15 protein-coding genes, 5 tRNA genes and 2 pseudogenes are annotated in these 17,298 nt (G+C 56.4%); 11 read left to right on the top strand and 11 right to left on the bottom strand.

The genetic code is table 11. The features are described from left to right. Positions 1–180: 180 nt before the first annotated feature. Positions 181–1,443: an IS1380-like element ISEcp1 family transposase gene (locus tag ACTG2W_RS01655; RefSeq protein WP_000608644.1), complete on the bottom strand. Its 1,263-nt coding sequence runs from the start codon at positions 1,441–1,443 to the stop codon at positions 181–183. 185 nt (positions 1,444–1,628) lie between these two features. Further along, a pseudogene (locus ACTG2W_RS01650) lies at positions 1,629–2,006 on the bottom strand (NAD(P)H-dependent oxidoreductase); the annotation flags it as partial. A 226-nt stretch (positions 2,007–2,232) separates the two neighbouring features. On the opposite strand from ACTG2W_RS01650, the gene ACTG2W_RS01645 reads away from it, so the two are divergent. The 4 genes from ACTG2W_RS01645 (at position 2,233) to ACTG2W_RS01630 (ending at position 5,648) form a co-directional block, all read left to right on the top strand. Beyond that, positions 2,233–3,123 (top strand): DMT family transporter, encoded by an 891-nt coding sequence (locus ACTG2W_RS01645; protein ID WP_440016005.1) that lies wholly within the window; start codon positions 2,233–2,235, stop codon positions 3,121–3,123. Positions 3,124–3,208: 85 nt separating this feature from the next. Then, entirely contained in the window at positions 3,209–4,387 is a 1,179-nt protein-coding gene (purT, locus tag ACTG2W_RS01640; protein WP_440016004.1) for a formate-dependent phosphoribosylglycinamide formyltransferase, read from the top strand. A gap of 126 nt (positions 4,388–4,513) precedes the next feature. Further along, positions 4,514–5,173 carry a hexitol phosphatase HxpB gene (gene hxpB / locus ACTG2W_RS01635; RefSeq protein ID WP_440016003.1) on the top strand — a complete coding sequence of 220 codons (660 nt, stop codon included), beginning with the start codon at positions 4,514–4,516 and terminating at the stop codon, positions 5,171–5,173. A 271-nt stretch (positions 5,174–5,444) separates the two neighbouring features. Next, positions 5,445–5,648, top strand: coding sequence for a CPXCG motif-containing cysteine-rich protein (locus ACTG2W_RS01630; protein ID WP_005336871.1), 204 nt, complete (start codon positions 5,445–5,447; stop codon positions 5,646–5,648). Positions 5,649–5,822: 174 nt separating this feature from the next. On the opposite strand, the gene ACTG2W_RS01625 is transcribed toward ACTG2W_RS01630, so the two are convergent. Then, positions 5,823–6,440 (bottom strand): riboflavin synthase subunit alpha, encoded by a 618-nt coding sequence (locus ACTG2W_RS01625; RefSeq protein WP_440016002.1) that lies wholly within the window; start codon positions 6,438–6,440, stop codon positions 5,823–5,825. 103 nt (positions 6,441–6,543) lie between these two features. Further along, positions 6,544–7,446 carry a DMT family transporter gene (locus ACTG2W_RS01620; RefSeq protein ID WP_440016001.1) on the bottom strand — a complete coding sequence of 301 codons (903 nt, stop codon included), beginning with the start codon at positions 7,444–7,446 and terminating at the stop codon, positions 6,544–6,546. Between the two features lie 130 nt (positions 7,447–7,576). On the opposite strand from ACTG2W_RS01620, the gene ACTG2W_RS01615 reads away from it, so the two are divergent. The 7 genes from ACTG2W_RS01615 to ACTG2W_RS01585 all read left to right on the top strand — a co-directional run bounded on the left by ACTG2W_RS01615 (position 7,577) and on the right by ACTG2W_RS01585 (position 9,949). Next, positions 7,577–7,783 (top strand): YaeP family protein, encoded by a 207-nt coding sequence (locus ACTG2W_RS01615; protein ID WP_005336882.1) that lies wholly within the window; start codon positions 7,577–7,579, stop codon positions 7,781–7,783. Positions 7,784–7,932: 149 nt separating this feature from the next. After that, complete coding sequence (locus ACTG2W_RS01610; RefSeq protein ID WP_440016000.1) at positions 7,933–9,312, top strand: MATE family efflux transporter; 1,380 nt, start codon at positions 7,933–7,935, stop codon at positions 9,310–9,312. Between the two features lie 159 nt (positions 9,313–9,471). Further along, positions 9,472–9,548: transfer RNA gene (locus ACTG2W_RS01605), tRNA-Val, on the top strand. Positions 9,549–9,560: 12 nt separating this feature from the next. Beyond that, positions 9,561–9,637, top strand: a tRNA-Val gene (locus tag ACTG2W_RS01600). An 18-nt stretch (positions 9,638–9,655) separates the two neighbouring features. Then, a tRNA-Val gene (locus tag ACTG2W_RS01595) sits at positions 9,656–9,732 on the top strand. Positions 9,733–9,757: 25 nt separating this feature from the next. Next, positions 9,758–9,834, top strand: a tRNA-Val gene (locus tag ACTG2W_RS01590). Between the two features lie 38 nt (positions 9,835–9,872). Next, positions 9,873–9,949, top strand: a tRNA-Val gene (locus ACTG2W_RS01585). Positions 9,950–10,117: 168 nt separating this feature from the next. On the opposite strand, the gene ACTG2W_RS01580 is transcribed toward ACTG2W_RS01585, so the two are convergent. The 7 genes and pseudogenes from ACTG2W_RS01580 to ACTG2W_RS01550 form a co-directional block, all read right to left on the bottom strand. Further along, positions 10,118–11,953 carry a sigma 54-interacting transcriptional regulator gene (locus ACTG2W_RS01580; RefSeq protein ID WP_106843627.1) on the bottom strand — a complete coding sequence of 612 codons (1,836 nt, stop codon included), beginning with the start codon at positions 11,951–11,953 and terminating at the stop codon, positions 10,118–10,120. Between the two features lie 283 nt (positions 11,954–12,236). Beyond that, positions 12,237–12,701: a hypothetical protein gene (locus tag ACTG2W_RS01575; protein ID WP_106843626.1), complete on the bottom strand. Its 465-nt coding sequence runs from the start codon at positions 12,699–12,701 to the stop codon at positions 12,237–12,239. Positions 12,702–12,958: 257 nt separating this feature from the next. Then, a pseudogene (locus tag ACTG2W_RS01570) lies at positions 12,959–13,489 on the bottom strand (AEC family transporter); the annotation flags it as partial. A gap of 112 nt (positions 13,490–13,601) precedes the next feature. Beyond that, positions 13,602–13,826 carry a hypothetical protein gene (locus ACTG2W_RS01565; protein WP_106843625.1) on the bottom strand — a complete coding sequence of 75 codons (225 nt, stop codon included), beginning with the start codon at positions 13,824–13,826 and terminating at the stop codon, positions 13,602–13,604. Beyond that, the gene (locus ACTG2W_RS01560; protein ID WP_421307966.1) at positions 13,823–15,772 is read right to left on the bottom strand and encodes a hypothetical protein; all 1,950 of its coding nucleotides are present in this window, start codon (positions 15,770–15,772) and stop codon (positions 13,823–13,825) included. Before ACTG2W_RS01560 ends, ACTG2W_RS01565 begins: the two co-directional genes overlap by 4 nt. A 12-nt stretch (positions 15,773–15,784) precedes the next feature. Continuing rightward, positions 15,785–16,189, bottom strand: a complete 405-nt coding sequence (locus tag ACTG2W_RS01555; protein WP_421307964.1) for a hypothetical protein — start codon at positions 16,187–16,189, stop codon at positions 15,785–15,787. Between the two features lie 2 nt (positions 16,190–16,191). Beyond that, positions 16,192–17,298: a hypothetical protein gene (locus ACTG2W_RS01550; RefSeq protein WP_235664708.1), complete on the bottom strand. Its 1,107-nt coding sequence runs from the start codon at positions 17,296–17,298 to the stop codon at positions 16,192–16,194.

The raw sequence follows: 17,298 nt of genomic DNA, 5'->3' as shown, positions 1-17,298 counted from the left end.
GCTTCAAAAATCACTATTTCACGAAGAATTTAGACTGCTTCTCACACATTGTAACATTATTTACAACCACCTTTCAATCATTTTTGATAAATCATTGATTTCATCTTTGCTGCAATGATACTTAATAAACTCTGCAAGTTATCCACAGAGCAACACTCAATTTTATTGATGATATTCTTATTATACCAGACATTTTTCATACACTCCCTTGTACGGATAGTTTTCCGACAACTTCATGATTACATATCTTGCGGTTTTGATTATTTTTGCTGCAAGAAATACATACTTCAAACGAAAGGTCTTTATTTGCTGTCTGTATTCTGAAGAGTCCAAGGAATCAAACTTGAACAACAAAAATAGGTTATATGAAAGCATCATCATTTGAAACACGGCTTCATTCGCCCAAAATGACTTTAGCAAGAGATGACCCACCGCCATGTCGTATTTGGCTTCTTTGATATAGTTTTCAGCATTACCACGCTTTTCATAGTATATAACTACTTTTTCAGAAAGCAAGGTAGTATTTGTTACAAAGAAAAAGTAGTCGTATTCGGAACCTTCTAAAAGTGATAATTGTGCTCTTTCTTTTTCTGGTTTCAGTACGCGAGATACGACAAATCTTCTGTCTTTTTCCCATTTAACTAATTTTGTATACAGTTCTGTAGTTTCTCTACCTTCTTCTCCTTTAACGAATACAATTGATGAATTCGTTGCTTGTGAGGTGAGTGTAGAATAACTTTTGGCTTTAATTAAATATTTGCATCCAAGAGATTCTATCGTTTCGATAATTTTTTCATCAAAGTAGCCACTATCCATTCGAAATAAAATTTCTAAATCGTCTGATTTGATGTTAGCAACAATTTCTTTGATCATTTCCGCAGCACCGTTTGCAGTGTAAGTATTGCCACTTCTTACAAATCCGGTAACATATGCTTTTAATTCGTCGCAAAATGCAAATTGGATATTGTAGCATCGGTTTCCCAGTTTCTTAGGATTATATCCTTTTGACGCACCTTCTTGATGACCTTCTACGTTAATTACACTACTATCAATATCAATCGTAATGGATGTCAATTTACTTTTAGTGAGCAGTTTTTTAAAGACTTTAAAATTAATGTCTCTAAACATTTGGGTTGTCTTGAAGTTGAAGTTTCCTAGAAACCGTGACACTGTTTCAGGTTCTTTTACGGAAATATCAAACTCGTTGACGAGGGGATCATTTTGAAGTAGCTTTAGACGTTCTAACTTATCAATGCCAATGAAGTGACCGCAGAGCATGGTCTTTATATGATTCATCTTGATTTTATTTGTTGAGTCATTATCAAATACGAGGTCATTTTCAATAAAATCAAAAATCCCATTGCTTTTTGCATTCTCAAGGAGCAGAAAAAGACCTGCATTTGATGTTAGATTCTTAGCTTTGAAATCAATTTTATTAATCATAATTAGAACCCCTTTTTACTACTTTTCTTACTATTATTTTACCATATATCGAGTCATAAAAGCTGATAATTTAACATATTTTTGAGCACTTTTCTTTCACCCAATGGGTGAAAGCTGAATTTCGAAGGAATGCATATTTATCAAGGCTTTGATTATGCTTTTTGAAGTACTGACGTAGAATCTAGGTCAACCATACCGACCGGACCGGTCTCGGTATAGCGGAAGGTGACGCCAGCGCGAGCCACCAGATCGATCCAGTTTTTCAGCTGGGTCGGGATGTTGAAGTTGTACATGGGGGCCGCAATCACCACCAAGTCGCTCGCTTTGAGTTCGGCGATCAGCTCGTCGGACTGGGCGATCACCGCCAACTGACGCTCGCTCAGGTTATCACCACCGCGCAGGCCGGAGGCCAGCTCGCCATCCAGCACCGGCAGGTTGAGTGCTGCCAGATCACGCACGGTGACGACATCATCCTGATGGTCAACCAGGAAGCCGTCGATCAGGGCGTTGGATTGGGAATATTGACCCAGGATGCTGGATTTGAGTACGAGGATATTGGCCATGGTGAAACTCCATTTGGTTGTCGGTTGAACAGCCTTGCTGTCGATGGAGGTCACTCTAAACATTGTGCTTATTTGCTGATAGCGAAAATAGATGCTCAACTTGTTCAAATTTTTTGATGCAAGGCCACTTCCTCGCCAGCCAACCCTGCGGCCGCGCTTCAACCCTTGGCAGAACAAACGATTGCCGTTATGATCCGCCGCACTTTTTTCCAGCGACCCGGATCCCATGATACCCTCGCGCAGGCACTCTCCTTTGGCCGGTGCAGTCTGGATGATGGTGGCAGGACTCTGCTTCGCCGCCGTCAACAGCCTGAGCCAGTATGTCAGCTTCAAACTCGGCCTTGCCTCTACCCAGGTCGCCTTCCATCAATACCTGATCGCCCTGATCTGCCTGCTGCCCTGGCTGGTTCGCCATGGCTTGCGCCACTCCCTGATGACCAATCAGTTCCGGTTGCACCTGTTGCGGGTATTGCTGGCGGTGATCGGCATCCAGCTCTGGCTCTGGGCACTGGCGTACCCTGTACCCATCTGGCAGGGGATCGCCCTGCTGATGACCTCGCCGCTGTTTGCCACCCTGGGTTCCGCCCTGCTGCTCAAGGAGCAGGTGAGCCGCGCCCGCATTCTGGCCACCCTGGCGGGCTTTGCCGGCGCCATGCTGATCCTCGCCCCCTGGACTGACGAATTCAACTGGGCCTCCCTGCTGCCGGTGGCAGCGGCGCTGTTCTGGGCCGGCTACTCCCTGATGGTGCGCTATCAGGCAGCCAACGAATCATCCCACACCATAGTGGTGTATCTGCTTATCTTCAGTACCCCGTTCAACGTCATGCTGGCCCTGCCGGAGTGGCAGTGGCCAAGCGAGAACCAGTGGCTGCTGGTAGCCGCTTCCGGCGTGCTGACGGCACTGGCCCAGATGTCCATCGCCCGCGCTTACAGCGTGGCGGAGGCCTCCTTCGTACAACCTTTCGATTTTGCCAAGCTGCCGATGAACGTGCTGGCGGGCTGGCTGGTCTTTGGCTGGGCGCCCCCCGGCCGTCTGTGGCTTGGCGCCGCCATCATCATTGGCGCTATTACCTTGCTGACCCATCTGGAGCAGCGCGCTCACAAACCCGTTTCCTGAGGTACGCCATGCGTGCCTCTTTTTTTGTCCGCTATTTGTGTAATAGCGATCATCAACAATGACCATTGACATCAGGAGAGATCGTATGTTTGGAACCGCAACCCGCCCCGGCGCCACCCGTGCCCTGCTGCTGGGCTCCGGCGAACTTGGCAAGGAGGTCGCCATCGAGTTGCAACGGTTCGGGATCGAAGTGATCGCCGCCGACCGCTACCCCAATGCCCCCGCCATGCAGGTGGCCCACGCTGCCCACGTGCTGGACATGCTCGATGGCAACGCCCTGCGTGCCCTGGTCGCCGAGGTTAAACCCGACCTCATCATCCCCGAGATTGAAGCGATTGCCACCGATACCCTGGCTGCCCTTGAGCAAGAAGGGGTCAAGGTAGTGCCCAACGCCCGCGCTACCCAGCTCACCATGAACCGGGAAGGGATCCGCCGCCTCGCCGCCGAGACCCTGGGTCTGCCCACCTCACCCTACCGCTTTGCCCAAAGCAAAGAGGAGTTTGTCGCCGCCGTCGAGGCTATCGGCCTGCCCTGCGTGGTGAAACCTGTGATGAGTTCGTCCGGCAAGGGACAGAGCGTGCTGCGCGATCTCACCAAGCTGGATGAGAGCTGGACCTACGCCCAGGAAGGCGGCCGCGCCGGTCGTGGCAAGGTGATCGTCGAGGGCTTCGTTCCCTTCGAGTACGAGATCACCCTGCTCACGGTACGCGCCGTCGATGGCATTCACTTCTGCGAGCCGATCGGCCACCGGCAGGAAGATGGCGACTACCGCGAATCCTGGCAGCCACAAGTGATGAGCGAGCTGGCGCTGGCCCGATCCAAAGAGGTAGCGGCCAAGGTGGTCGAGGCGCTGGGCGGTTACGGCCTGTTCGGGGTCGAGCTCTTTATCAGGGGCGATGAGGTGTGGTTCAGCGAAGTCTCCCCCCGCCCCCACGATACCGGCATGGTGACCCTGATTTCCCAAGATCTCTCCGAGTTCGCCCTGCATGTACGCGCCATTCTGGGGCTGCCGGTCGGCACCATCACCCAGTACGGGCCGAGCGCCTCCGCCGTGGTACTGCACGAAGGGCACAGCCAGAATATCCGCTATCAGGGGATTGGTGAGGCATTGGCGCTGGTGCCGGGCGCCCAGCTGCGGCTGTTTGGCAAACCGGAGATCGCCGGTCGCCGCCGTCTTGGCGTGGCGCTGGCCCGCGCAGCGGATTGCCAGGATGCGGTAGAGAAAGCCAAAGCCGTGGCCGCCAAGGTCGAGGTGCTGTTCTAAGGGCTTTTTTGCCACAGCAAAACAAACGTTTGCTGATGTGATCGGGCGCAAGGGGCATGGCAATGCCCCTTTTGCATTTCCTCGTCAGGCTTATAATCCCCTCTTCAAATTTGTCAGGAGTACAAGATGTTAGCTGCCGTGATCTTCGATATGGATGGTGTTCTGATCGACTCGGAACCCTTTTGGCAACGGGCCCAAATCGCCGTTTTCTCCGAACTGGGTCACCCCCACACCGTCGAGGATTGTGAATCGACCATCGGCGTGCGCATCGATCAGCTGGTCGCCCACTGGTATCGCCTGCGCCCGTGGAGCGGCCCGACTCAGGAAGAGGTGGTACAGCGCATTCTGGATCAGGTCAACGCCCTGATCCTCTCCGAAGGTCAGGCCAAAGCCGGTGTGCTGGAGGCGCTCGACCTTATCGAAGCCCGCGGCCTGAAAGTGGGTCTGGCCACCTCCTCCCCCTTTGCGATGGTAGAAGCGGTGCTCGGCAAACTTGGCATTCGCGATCGCTTTATGGCGGTGCACTCCGCAGAGGTGGAGCGTTTCGGCAAACCGCACCCGGATGTCTATATCCACGCCGCCGAGAAACTGGGGGTTGAGCCGGTTCATTGTCTGGCCATCGAAGACAGCTTTACCGGCCTGCTGGCGGCCAAGGCGGCCTCGATGAAGGCGCTGATCGTGCCGGATCCGGCGCTGGTGGGTGACCCGCGTTTGGCCATCGCCAACTACCAGCTCGGCTCGCTGGCCGAACTCAATGCCGACATGTTGGCCAGCTGGGTCAAGTAGCGCCAATCGGCGTCTTGTTGCGCTCGCATTCTCATACTCGCGGGGGGCTCCAGCCCCCTGTGATTGCCAAACAACTATTGGCAATCCCCTCCTTTTCACTCGTCATTCACAACCAGATTGTTCTTCTCGCACACGACCAGTCCAACCGGTTGCACCTTGCCATCGCTCAGGCTTGATCTCTGTCATAAACGTGCGTTTGCTCGCGGTTAACCCCCTGCAGCCCGACTAGAATCAGGGTAGATAGGCGGCCTCAGGGCCCGAGGAGGTTATCATGATCGAGTACACCAGCAAGCGCATCGTCTGCCCCCACTGCGGCCACCATACCCGGGTCGAGCTGGATGCCAGCCAGGGTGATCAGGAGTTTTACGAAGATTGCATGGCCTGTTGCAATCCGATCCACCTGCGGCTTCACCGCGACGAAGCTCGCGACTGCCTGCAACTCTTTGTGGATGCCGACGACGAGCAACTGTTTTGATTGCGAGTCACAAAAGGCCGAGCAGCTGTTTTGCCTGCAAGTCGCAAAGAGCTGAGCAGATGTTGTGACTGCGAGTCATAGAAGGTTGAGTGGATATTTTCACCATGTAAAAAACAAGGGCCTGCACACTGCAGGCCCTTGCTTATGAGGCGATTGAAACCGAGCCGTTTCCTTTCAGTGACCCGCGCGTGCCGCCAACACCCGCTCCACGGTATCGACGATGGCCTGGGTCTGGGGATCGATCTCGATATTGGTCTGCCAGCCAGCCTTGACCCAACCCAGGTTGGTGCGGGCCAGGGTCTCAGGGATCAGGTGAACGCAAAACTCCCGCTCGCGCACCTCGCCGATGGTCAGGCTGATGCCGTCGATGCCGATATACCCCTTGGTCAGCACATATTTCATCAGCTCGGGGGCGAGGCGATACCACACCTGACAGTTGTTGGGGGTGTCGATCACCGAGGTCACTTCCGCCATGCCGATAATGTGGCCAGACATGGCATGACCGCCGATCTCGTCGCCAAAGCGGGCAGCCCGCTCCACATTGACCTTGTCCCCCACCTGCAGCTTGCCGAGGTTGGTCAGGCGCAGGGTCTCCTGCATCAAATCGAAGCTGACCAGATCCCCCTCAACCCGGGTAACGGTCAGGCAGCAGCCGTTGTGAGCCACCGAGGCACCCAGAGCCAATCCCTCGCCCCACTCCCGGCTGGGCATGCGGATCACGTGGGTACGAAATGAAGCATTCTCTTCGATGGCGACCAGCTCGGCCACACCTTGCACAATTCCGGTAAACATCATCACCTCTTTGTTTCTGGTAACACGCTCTGTTTTTTATCGCGGCCTGTGGCCGCTTCTTTTACATAATCCGTTTTTTACACAATTCGTTTCGTACAAACTGTCACACCTGCTCCGCCGCCTCAGACCGCGCCAGCACTCGAGCCCGGCGCTGGGAATGAATGACCACTATGCCAGCCAGCACGATGAGCAGACACCCCGCCATACTACTGAGGGTCGGCATTTCACCAAACATCAGATAGCCGCAGAGGGTAGAAAAAAAGATCTGAAAATAGAAGAAGGGCGCCAGAGTAGAGGCCTGCGCATACTGCATCGCCTTGATAAGGCAATATTGGGAGAGCAGGGTCACCACTGGTAGCGCCAGCAGATAGGGCAAGTCAGCAAGCCTAGGGTAGCGCCACAGTGCAGGCTGCCAGCAGAGTGCGACCATTGCCACCATCCCCAGCATGAAGCAGGTGACGATCAGGATATCGAGGGTGGTCAAACGTGGATCCACCAGCTTGGTGATGAGGTTGTAGCCGGTGTTGGCCAGTACAATGACCAGTGGCAGCAGATAGTAGAGGTTCGCGTCGCCCCCGTCAGGATGGGTCACCACCAGCACGCCAAACAACCCCAACAGCACGGCCGCCACCTTGGTCCGGGTCAGACGCTCCCTGAAAAAGATCACGCCCGCCACCACGAAGGCCAGCGAACCAAGCTGGCATATGATGGTGTAGACGTTGAGTGGTACATGGGCCAGCGCAATAACCGAGACCAGCGCACAGACCAGAAACAGCAGCGAGCGCAACAATAGCCAGCGATCCACCGCCAGCAGCGCCGACATGGTGCGCCTTGGCAACAACAGCAGCAGACCGAGGAAAGGAACAAAGAAGCGAAACCAAACCATCTCCATCACGGAGTAGCCATGGAGTACCAGATATTTGTCCGCGCCATCCTTAAGCGTCAGGGCGAGAAGTGCAAACAGCGTCAGAAAGATCGCCAGTGAGTTGCGCGAAGAGAACAGCATCAAAGAGGCCGAAACAGGAAAAGGGGGTAACCAAACTAACGGGCTTGCCGCAAATTACAACCGCGAGACTGACAAAATGGGAGCAAAACCGCTATATTTGCTCGCCTTTTTACTTTCAAGGAAGCAAATCATGATGGTTTATGAGTGCTGTGAAGCGATCCGTATCGCCTATAACCAGATTGGCTCCGGCGAGCAGGGCTATGTGCCAAACGCCATCGCCGCTACTATCCGTGCCCTCAACGCGGTCGCCGCCGATGAGCGGGTACCCGCCGAACTGCGTGAACAGGCCGCCTATGCCGCTGCCAACCTGCTGATCAGCGATCACGAAGACGCTTGATCCTGCCCCTTGGGGTGGCAACTATTTCGTCCTGGCTGAATTTCAGGCTAGAATGCCTCCCCCACCCTTTGCACTTTCGTCCGAAAGTGCAAAGGCTCTTCCCGATTTCCGCTCTTTTTTACTCTTATCTGATCCACTCGGAGGTGTCAGTGCAACGTTATTGGTCCGAGGCGAAGCAGCTCGTCCGTCTAGCCAGCCCCATTCTGGTCGCCCAGGTGGCCCAGGTCGCCATGAACTTCGTCGATACCGTGATGGCGGGTCAGGTGAGTGCAGTCGATCTGGCAGCCGTGTCGGTGGCGTCCAGCTTCTGGCTACCGGTGATCCTGCTGGTGCAGGGGATCATCATGGCGCTCACCCCCATCGTCTCCCAACTCAATGGCGCCCGTAAACGGGAGGCAATTCGCCCGGCCGTTCATCAGGGTTTCTGGCTGGCACTGATCGTCACCCCGCTGGCGATGATTGCGCTTTATTACAGCCCGCTGGCGTTGCAGTTCATGGATGTGGAGCCAGTGATGGCGGCCAAGACCACCGGCTATCTGCACGCCATCCTGTGGGGCCTGCCCGCGTTCGTGCTGTTCCAGGTGCTGCGCAACTTGAGTGAGGGGCTCTCCCACACTATGCCTACCATGGTGATCGGCTTTGTCGGGCTGGCGGTCAATATTCCCGCCAATTACATCTTCATTCACGGCCACTTCGGCATGCCGAAACTGGGCGGGGTGGGTTGTGGCGTGGCCACGGCCATCGTGCTGTGGGCCATGCTGCTGGCGATGATCCTCTATGTGAAGCTCTCCCGTCACTTCACCGAGATCCGGCTCTTCTCCCAGCTGGCTCGCCCCAACGGCAGCCGGATCTGGCGCTTGTTCCGCTTAGGGTTCCCCATCGCCATGGCGATCTTCTGCGAGGTGACCCTGTTTACCGTGGTGGCCCTGATGCTGGCCCCCTTCGGTGCCGAGACGGTGGCGAGCCACCAGATTGCGCTCAACTTCTCCAGCCTGGTCTTTATGCTACCCCTCTCCATCGGGGTGGGTGTCACCATCCGGGTTGGCCATAGTATCGGTGAAGGGCTGCCCCATCACGCCCGGGTAGCTGCTCGCACCGGCTTGATGCTGGGGATGGCCATCGCCGCTGCCACTGCCGCCATGACGGTGCTGCTGCGCGAACAGATCGCCTCCATCTATACCGATGATCAGCAGGTGATCGTCCTGGCGGCCATCTTGCTGTTCTTCGCCGCCATCTATCAAATCTCCGACTCGGTGCAGGTGGTCGCGGCCGCCGCACTGCGCGGTTACAAGGATACTCAAGCGATCTTCTACGTCACCATCGTCGCCTACTGGGGACTGGGGCTGCCAACCGGCATGATCCTGGGTCTGACCGACTGGTTGGTACCGCGGATGGGGCCGCAGGGTTTCTGGATCGGCTTTATCGTCGGCCTCACCAGTGCGGCCCTGATGCTGGGGGCGAGATTGCGCTACATCTATGGCCGTTTTGCCACTCCGGAAGCCTGCACTACCCTGTCGCGATCTCAGTAACAGGGCTTGGCAAGCGACAACTCGCCTGCAAAATCAACAGGCTGCGCAAGAACTGGGCAAACAGTCTCCTTTGTGCACATGGCCTGTTGACAGCCTTGGGGGGCATGGGTAGTATGCCGACCACGTCAGCAGCGCTGGCGTAGTGAAGTAAGAGAAAGTGGGTTTATAGCTCAGTTGGTTAGAGCACTACCTTGACATGGTAGGGGTCGTTGGTTCGAATCCAATTAAACCCACCACTTTTCTGTGATGCGTCCTTAGCTCAGCTGGTTAGAGCACCACCTTGACATGGTGGGGGTCGGTGGTTCGAATCCACTAGGACGCACCATCACAGAACACTGATTATGCGTCCTTAGCTCAGCTGGTTAGAGCATCACCTTGACATGGTGGGGGTCGGTGGTTCGAATCCACTAGGACGCACCATTCAGTTTGAAAGAAATGCAGATATGGGTTTATAGCTCAGTTGGTTAGAGCACTACCTTGACATGGTAGGGGTCGTTGGTTCGAATCCAATTAAACCCACCACTCCTGCATAAAGAAATAAAAGCCGCATTGCGCACCCTGCGTCCTTAGCTCAGCTGGTTAGAGCATCACCTTGACATGGTGGGGGTCGGTGGTTCGAATCCACTAGGACGCACCAGATTATAAAAAGCCCGCTCATCGAGCGGGCTTTTTGCATTCTGTCCAGCCACTCCCCTGCCCCGCCAATCCGTTCAGTACCGACCGGGCAATGGCGCAGAACCTTGTTCCCATAAAAAACCCGTGCCATCCGATAAACGACACGGGCCGGAGAGATGCCGCCAGCGCCTCAGCTCTGAACGGCAATCTCGTACTTCTTTATCTTGCGATAGAGGGTGGCAATCCCAATCCCCAGCGCCTGTGCGGCCAGTTTTTTGTTGCCAAGCCGCTGCAGGGTCTCTTCAATCATCTGTTTTTCCATGCTCTCAAGGCCGCTCTCACCCGGTACGGGTTCAGGCAGTTTCTCCGGCGTGGCGGAAAGCGGCGCTGTGGCAGGCACATTGAACGCCGCATCCAGGTTGGTCACCGGGATCGACTGGGCCGCCACGCGATGGGGCTCCTGATTGCGGATGATGTTGGGGGGCAGCAGGCTGGCGTCAATCACCTCGCCCGCCTGGCTGACGTTGACCAGATATTCGATGAGGTTGCTGAGCTCGCGCACGTTGCCCGGCCAGCGATACCCCTTGAGCAGCGCCATCACCTCGGGCGCCAGACCGGGATAGACGATACCGATACGGCTGGTGTGGAGGTTGAGGAAGTAGTGGGTCAGCAGCTCCACGTCCCCTTCCCGCTCCCGCAGCGGCGGCAGGTTGAGAGGGATGACGTTGATGCGGTAGTAGAGATCCTCGCGAAACTTCCCTTCGGCGATGTATTGGTCGAGATGCTGGTGGGTGGCGGCGATGATGCGGATATCCACCGGCACCGGTCGGCTTGCACCGATGGGGGTCACCTCCCGCAACTCCAGCACCCGCAGCAGCTTGGCCTGCATGGTGAGCGGCATGTCGCCAATCTCGTCAAGGAACAGGGTGCCCTGATGGGCCGCCTGGATCAGGCCCTGTTTGCCACCGCTGGAGGCACCGGTAAAGGAGCCCTTCACATAACCAAACAGCTCGCTCTCCAGCAGTTGTTCGGGAATGGCGGCACAGTTGATGGCAATAAAAGGCTTGTCCTGACGGGGACTCAGGCGATGGACAGCGCGGGCCACCACCTCTTTACCGGTGCCGCTCTCGCCGCAAATCAGCACGCTGGAGGGGCTCTGGGCGATGCGGTGCAGCAGTCGTTTGAGGGTGCGCATCGGCTTGCTCTCGCCGATCAGCTGATCGATCCGCACATCCGGATCCGGCTCCTGAACCTGACCGGAGTGGGACTGGTGAAACGCCATCAGAAAGAGCTGCTGGCCCTGCACATGGTGTAGCTGGCCGATGATCAGCTCCTGACGACCTTCAAAGGTGATGATGTGCTGAAGATGACCACTCAGCCCCTGTTGGGAGAAAGTGAGCGGGCGGATCCCCACTTCGCGCCCCTGCAGCTGTTCCTGCTGGCAACCCAGATGATGGAGTGCCGCCTCGTTGGCGTAGAGCAGTTGACTCTTGTCATCGAGCAGCAGGCAGCCCTGATCCATGTTGGTCATCAGATTGAGGAACACCTTGTTGACCCCGTCCGACAGCCCGCGTGAATCGAGCAACTTGGCTACAAAGATGGTGGAGATATGGCGCACATAGTCGCACACATCCTGCAGATTGTTGTTGAGGCGCGCCTGCTGTTCGTCGCTGAAGGCCACCAGACTGATCACCCCGATGCAGCGCTCGTCCACCATGATGGGGACCCCGAGGAAGGCGCGCTCACGACAGCTCTCCTTGCAGGTACAGCCGTCACACACGGGATCATCACTGGTGTGGGTAACGATCTTCTCCCGCTGGTTATCAATCACATAGCGCAGCAGGCGGGAATCCCCCTCCAGCTGACGTCCGAAGAACTTGCCATAGGGCCCGGTGCCAGCCACCCGAACCATATCGGCATCCACAATCTCGACCTCAAGCTGCAGCACACTCGCCAGCATCTTGGCAAAGCGCAAGATGGTCGGCTGGATCTGCATCAACAGACACTGGTTGCTCACGGATCTCATCCATCATTCCTTTTTGTTCTTGTTATCTTCCCCTTAAAGGGAGTCATGCTGGCCAGATACTAAGGGATATCAGGAGGAACTACTTCGGGGAGGATCACGAAAAGGGAAAATGATCTGCATCCTCCGCGACTTCAGATGCACAGATAAAATTCAATAAAAACATAAAGATGAAAACACATGCAGTGAGATAAACAACTCGGGACAGCCAAGCCTGCGGATCTGCGGAATCCATCGAAAAATCATGCTGAAGGTGGGGAAAACAGCCACTGAAATGGCATCTGGCTCACGCGCCGCGTACCTGTTTCAAGACTTGGCACTCATGGTCGAAATCCGCTTTATCTTGCGGCTGAATGTAACTTTGCCAGCGGGCAAACAGCTCGGCCGTCGGATATCGATGCAGACGAATACCGGTGCGATAGAGTTTGGGAAAGAGTGGGTCTGGCTGGGATCTCACGACCAGACCGCGCAGCATCTCGCCAGAGGGAATGGCAATCACCAGCTCATCCCCCTCTTTCAACCGTATTGCCCCCAGAATACCGATGCCGCCGATGGCTATGTCGCGCACCACCACATAGGGCACGGGGTTGAGCAACTCCAGAAACCAGTTGCGACGGTGACATTCCGCCTTGTAACCACCGCCACTGAGGATAAAACGGCGGTGTCTGCGCCAGTCATAACCGGTAGGCAATGCCGGGTCATAGCGCGATTTTGCCTGCCCCACAGGCTCAGATTGCTCACTTGTGCTCATCCGCTTTCCCTCACTGGCATTGGTTAAACAGTGTCAGTCAGCTCTTTTTCATACTATAGCTGTCGCCGTTAGCCCTTGGGCTCAGGGCCGGATACGGGGACGACAGATGTATCACGGAGGCAATAATGGACAGAGATGGCATGGAACAGCTTGCTGATCCTGATAGGCTAACTTTCCCCTGCAAGGATGAGATGCGAACGACTGTGACTCGGTTCGATCAAGCAATTGGCCAGTGAGTCGCACCAATGCAGTCTGGCTTAGCCGGGCAGATGAAGTGCCAGCCAGACCGCCAGCGGGATCACCAGCACAGAGAGGGCATTGCCGCCGAGCACGATACTGGCCACCTTGTCCGGCTGACAGTGATACTGCTCGCAGAGCATGTAATTCAACACCGCAGGGGGCAAGGAAACCGACAACATCAACAGCGGGATCCACTCCGTCTTGAGCGGCAACAGCCAGATCGCCAGCAGCAGCGACAATCCCCCCGCCAGCAGATAGAGCAGGTTGCACTTGAGCGCGAGGCCCAGGTGATCGAGTTCTCCCTCCATCAGGCGAATACCCAGCGCAAAGAGCATCAGGGGCACCGAGATCTGGCCGAGTAGCGAGGCCGTGGTCACCACATATTCCGGCAGCGTAATGTGCAGGTTGGCCACCAGCAAACCGGCCAGCGCGGCCCACAGTACCGGGCTGCGCAGCCACAGCCAGCGAGAGGTATTGGCCGAGAGGATAAACATGCCGACCGAGAAGTGCAGCAGATTGGAGAGCACAAAGAGGATCACGTGTAGCCCGCCGCCGAAAATGAAAAAGACTTGCGGGGAAAATGAAAAGCTACCAACCCGGCTGTTTATCAATCTTGGTGGCACCGGAATCACTGAGTTTGATAACCCCGTTAAACCGGCATTAAACCTCTATCTCATAGGTCGGTAAATCCGGCGCCTCTCCTGCCAGCGCCCCTCCTCTGTAAAACGCCTTCTTGCCGATGGTTACCCCAGTGCCCCGTACTGTGACCGTTCCACCGGCCAACGTACTGATAGTGGTGGTCGTGGCACCGACTGCGGTCACGGTACCAACCAGCAAGGGATCAGCACCCGGTACCAGCTCCAGGAATCGCTTAAACAGGTTCATACAAATCGCTCCACACTCAGTTGCTGGCGCACCGTCATGGCCCTGTTCTGCAGCGCAGCAGAGACCCTGACGCCCCGGTTGTAACCCTTCCAACCGTCCACGGCGAGCAGCGCACCCGGCAGGATCAAGCCGGTATCAGCTGACAACGGCAGCTCGATGGTCTGGGTACGCTTGGGCATGGTCTTGGCCAGCCCCACCACCCCCTGGGCACGGGCGGCCGTCACATCACATACCAGCGGGTGGGTAATGGTCGGCCCTTGTTGCTCGCCAGCCGTCCCCTGGCGAACCACCCGCGCACTGATGCCCTGATGGCCTCCAGTCACCCAGATCCCGTTGGCGGCATGACCCGGCTGGAAGTCACTGCCCAGGGTAGTAATGATGGTGCGGGGGATCGCCACATCGGCCTGCGCTGTATCGAGCTGCCACGGCACGGTGGGATAACGCGGTTTGATGACCAGATGGCGGTTGCGCTGGTGTGGCAACACAAAACCACCGGCCGCCTCGGCCAGGTACCTGACCACCTCGATCGGGGTCTGGTTGTCCAGGCTAAAGAACCCGGCAGGCACCAACCAGTCAGCCGCTTGCCAATCCAGCGTCCAACCCACCGGCAATACGGCGGCCGCCAGCTGGGCCATGGTCGCTGCAGCACGCTCACTCACCGCCTGTGCCAATACATGGGTCGGTGAGAGATAAGCGGTACGCGAGCGTCCAGTCAGCGTTGCCGACTCGCGGTCAAAGCTCTGGCTCGATTGCCAGCCATCGCACACGCAGTCCCATTGCTGACCGTTGATATGGATGCTGACCTCTTCCTCATCGGTCAACGCAGCTGCCGCAATACGGGGGATCTGGGCGCTGAACTGCCACGCCCAAGAGTCGGTATCGAGCTCGATACTTACCGCCGTGGCAGGGATATCGAGCCCATCGCGTACCCGCACGATCTTCGCTGTATTGCTCACCAGATAAACCCTCCGGGTTGGAATGACGATTGCTGCATCACTGCCCTGCCAAACGAACTCCAGCTCTGCCGTGTCGTGCTTGCGCCCGAACGCCAGCCGCAGCATCCGCTTATCGGGGCGGATGGGTGGCTTGGGTGGTTCTGGCGGCGGCGTCTTGCCCTTGGATGGCCACATGGCCTCGTCCCAGCCATCACGCCAGCCCTCTATCAGCGGCTTGCCGTGGTGCCAGACTTGGGCGGCCACCCCTTTACCGATAGGGATGCCCTCTTGCCACTGGTCAGCCTGCCAAACCCGGTCAAAGCGCGGCGGGTTGGTGAACCCGACCAGGCGCCAGCTGCCGACTGGCGCCGCCTCAACCCACAGGGACTGATTCGCCACATGGCCAGCGGCCAGGCTGTCATAGCCCTGGCGGTTCTGCTGGCTGACCGGCAGCCCCTCGGCAAAGCGCTGTTGATTGGCCATAAACGTCTGGGGCATCTGCTCGCCCAGCTCAGCCACCTGCTGCTGATGCGCGGCGGCCTGTTGCCACAGGGAGCGGCTGCTTGCCCGCTCTGTACCTGCCTTCTGCCATTCGCTACTGAGGTGCTGAGAATAGCTATCTGCCCGCTCCCACTCATCCCCCATTGCACTGGCAGGGCCCCGGAATACGTTCTGGTCATACTGCCCGGCGATCACCGGCAGCGGGGCGCGGGATGTGCTGGCCATGGTGCATTCAATGACGAACGCGCCGACCAGCTCCCCACGGCCATGTGTATGGCTGGCAAGCACCGCATCAAGTCCCACAGAGCCGTCCAGCATCGCGCTGGAGCGATGCGGGGCGCCATCCAATACCGATGACAGCACCAGACCCGGTGACGCACTCAGGCGTGGCGGCAAGTTGGTACTATTCAGGATGCCTACCAGGCGCACCACGTCGGACTGGTTCAGCTCCAGCTGGCCATTGATGCTGCGAGCCTTACGCAGCGCTAGGCTGGCATCCTTTCTGGCCATATGGCCCCCCGGTTACGGTTCGGTGATGGTAGCGGTATTGATACGAATCAGCGCACCGGCAAAAAACTCCGCAGCGGGTAGCTCCAGATCGGCGCCGCTGCCCGGCACCCCGACATCGAGATCCGCAACAAAGGCCCCATCCCGGTCAACAATGCGCCCCCAGGTAGGGGCACCGCTGGCGGTGGCCATCTGCTCGGCCAGGGGCTTCAGGGTCAGCACCCCACCGCGGATCGTCTTGGCACAAGGGTGGCTGAACGTCAGCGCCACCAGAGCCTGCTGGTCTGTCGTAGCCGCCCCTGGTGCCGGTTTGGTGCCGGTATAGATGGTCAGCTTGGCACTGGCCCCAGTGCCCGTATCAATGGCCGTGGCCAATAGCTGGGCGCGACTGGTGCGCAGCCCTTCGGCATAGGAGATCATGGTTAGTTCCTCTGGAAAGCAGCGAATGGGGATGTGATGGCTCCACCGCCAGGAGGGTATGGCTTTGGCATCTGAAAATCCGCCGCCACGGCATTGTAATCCGCAGGGCCAAAGGCGGGGTCATCCTGAGCGACCAGCATATAACGCCGGTTCAACCAGAGGTGATCAAACCGGTACACACCATCTGATTCACGGCTGAAGGTCTCCCCAACCAATTCGCCATCTTGCAGGTAACAAAGTACACGGCGACGCACCCCAACCCCGCTGATGGTCACCGTGCTCTCGATAAACCCCTGCTCAGTTTGAACACCATCCCGAACAATAAAAAAGTCTCTGCCCTTGCTGAACAGTGACATTTTTTGCGATGGGAACGCGGCTGATTTGCCCGAAAAAACAGGAGGAATACCAACAAAGCTGACCGGCTGCGGCCAATACTTCTCTTTTGTCTCCTCATTGGCGGCAAGTAAGGTAGGTAGCTTTATGGGTACCAACTGCGGATCGCTATAACTGCTATCAAACTTGAGGCTATGGATCCTCACGTTGGTGTTATAGACAAAAATGGCAGGCATCACCTTGGTTGTATCCGCAATGCCCAGGTAGTCAAACGCCAGCTCGTCATTGATGTAAACGCTGATCTTTTTACCAGTGCCAAGTCGTACCGCTTTCATCCGATAGCGACCACCTATCACCATAGGGCGATAGGTGTAATTACTAATTGGCTCGTTCCCGTTATTCCATGCACCGGCAGGGTTTGAATAGTTCACTCCATACAGTGCCACACCGTTGGATGGCTTGTAATGAACCAACTGCCATAGCTCATCACCATTCCCAGATCTAAGGTGGAACCCGGTGTGAGTCTCACCTGTTGAACTGGCCAGCACCTCAATATCCACCTCCAGGGTAAAATCAAAAACACCAGCGGCTTGTAACAGAGAGCCAAACTGGAGGCGCCACTGACCATGGATATTGCCGCTGTTGTTGATGAGATCAACCGCCTTCTCTGCCGCTCTATAGTTAACACCGACCGGTGTCGCCCCCCCTTTAGCCGCAGCAAGAGCAAAATCAGCAGGCGGCGCTACATCAAACGATTCTTGAATGTTAAGCGTCAT

This window comes from Aeromonas sp. 96A (assembly GCF_051919165.1).
In the GTDB taxonomy this organism is placed as follows: Bacteria; Pseudomonadota; Gammaproteobacteria; order Enterobacterales; family Aeromonadaceae; genus Aeromonas; species Aeromonas veronii.
Note: the sequence above shows the minus strand (reverse complement) of the source record. Positions and strands in the feature narration are given on the sequence as shown.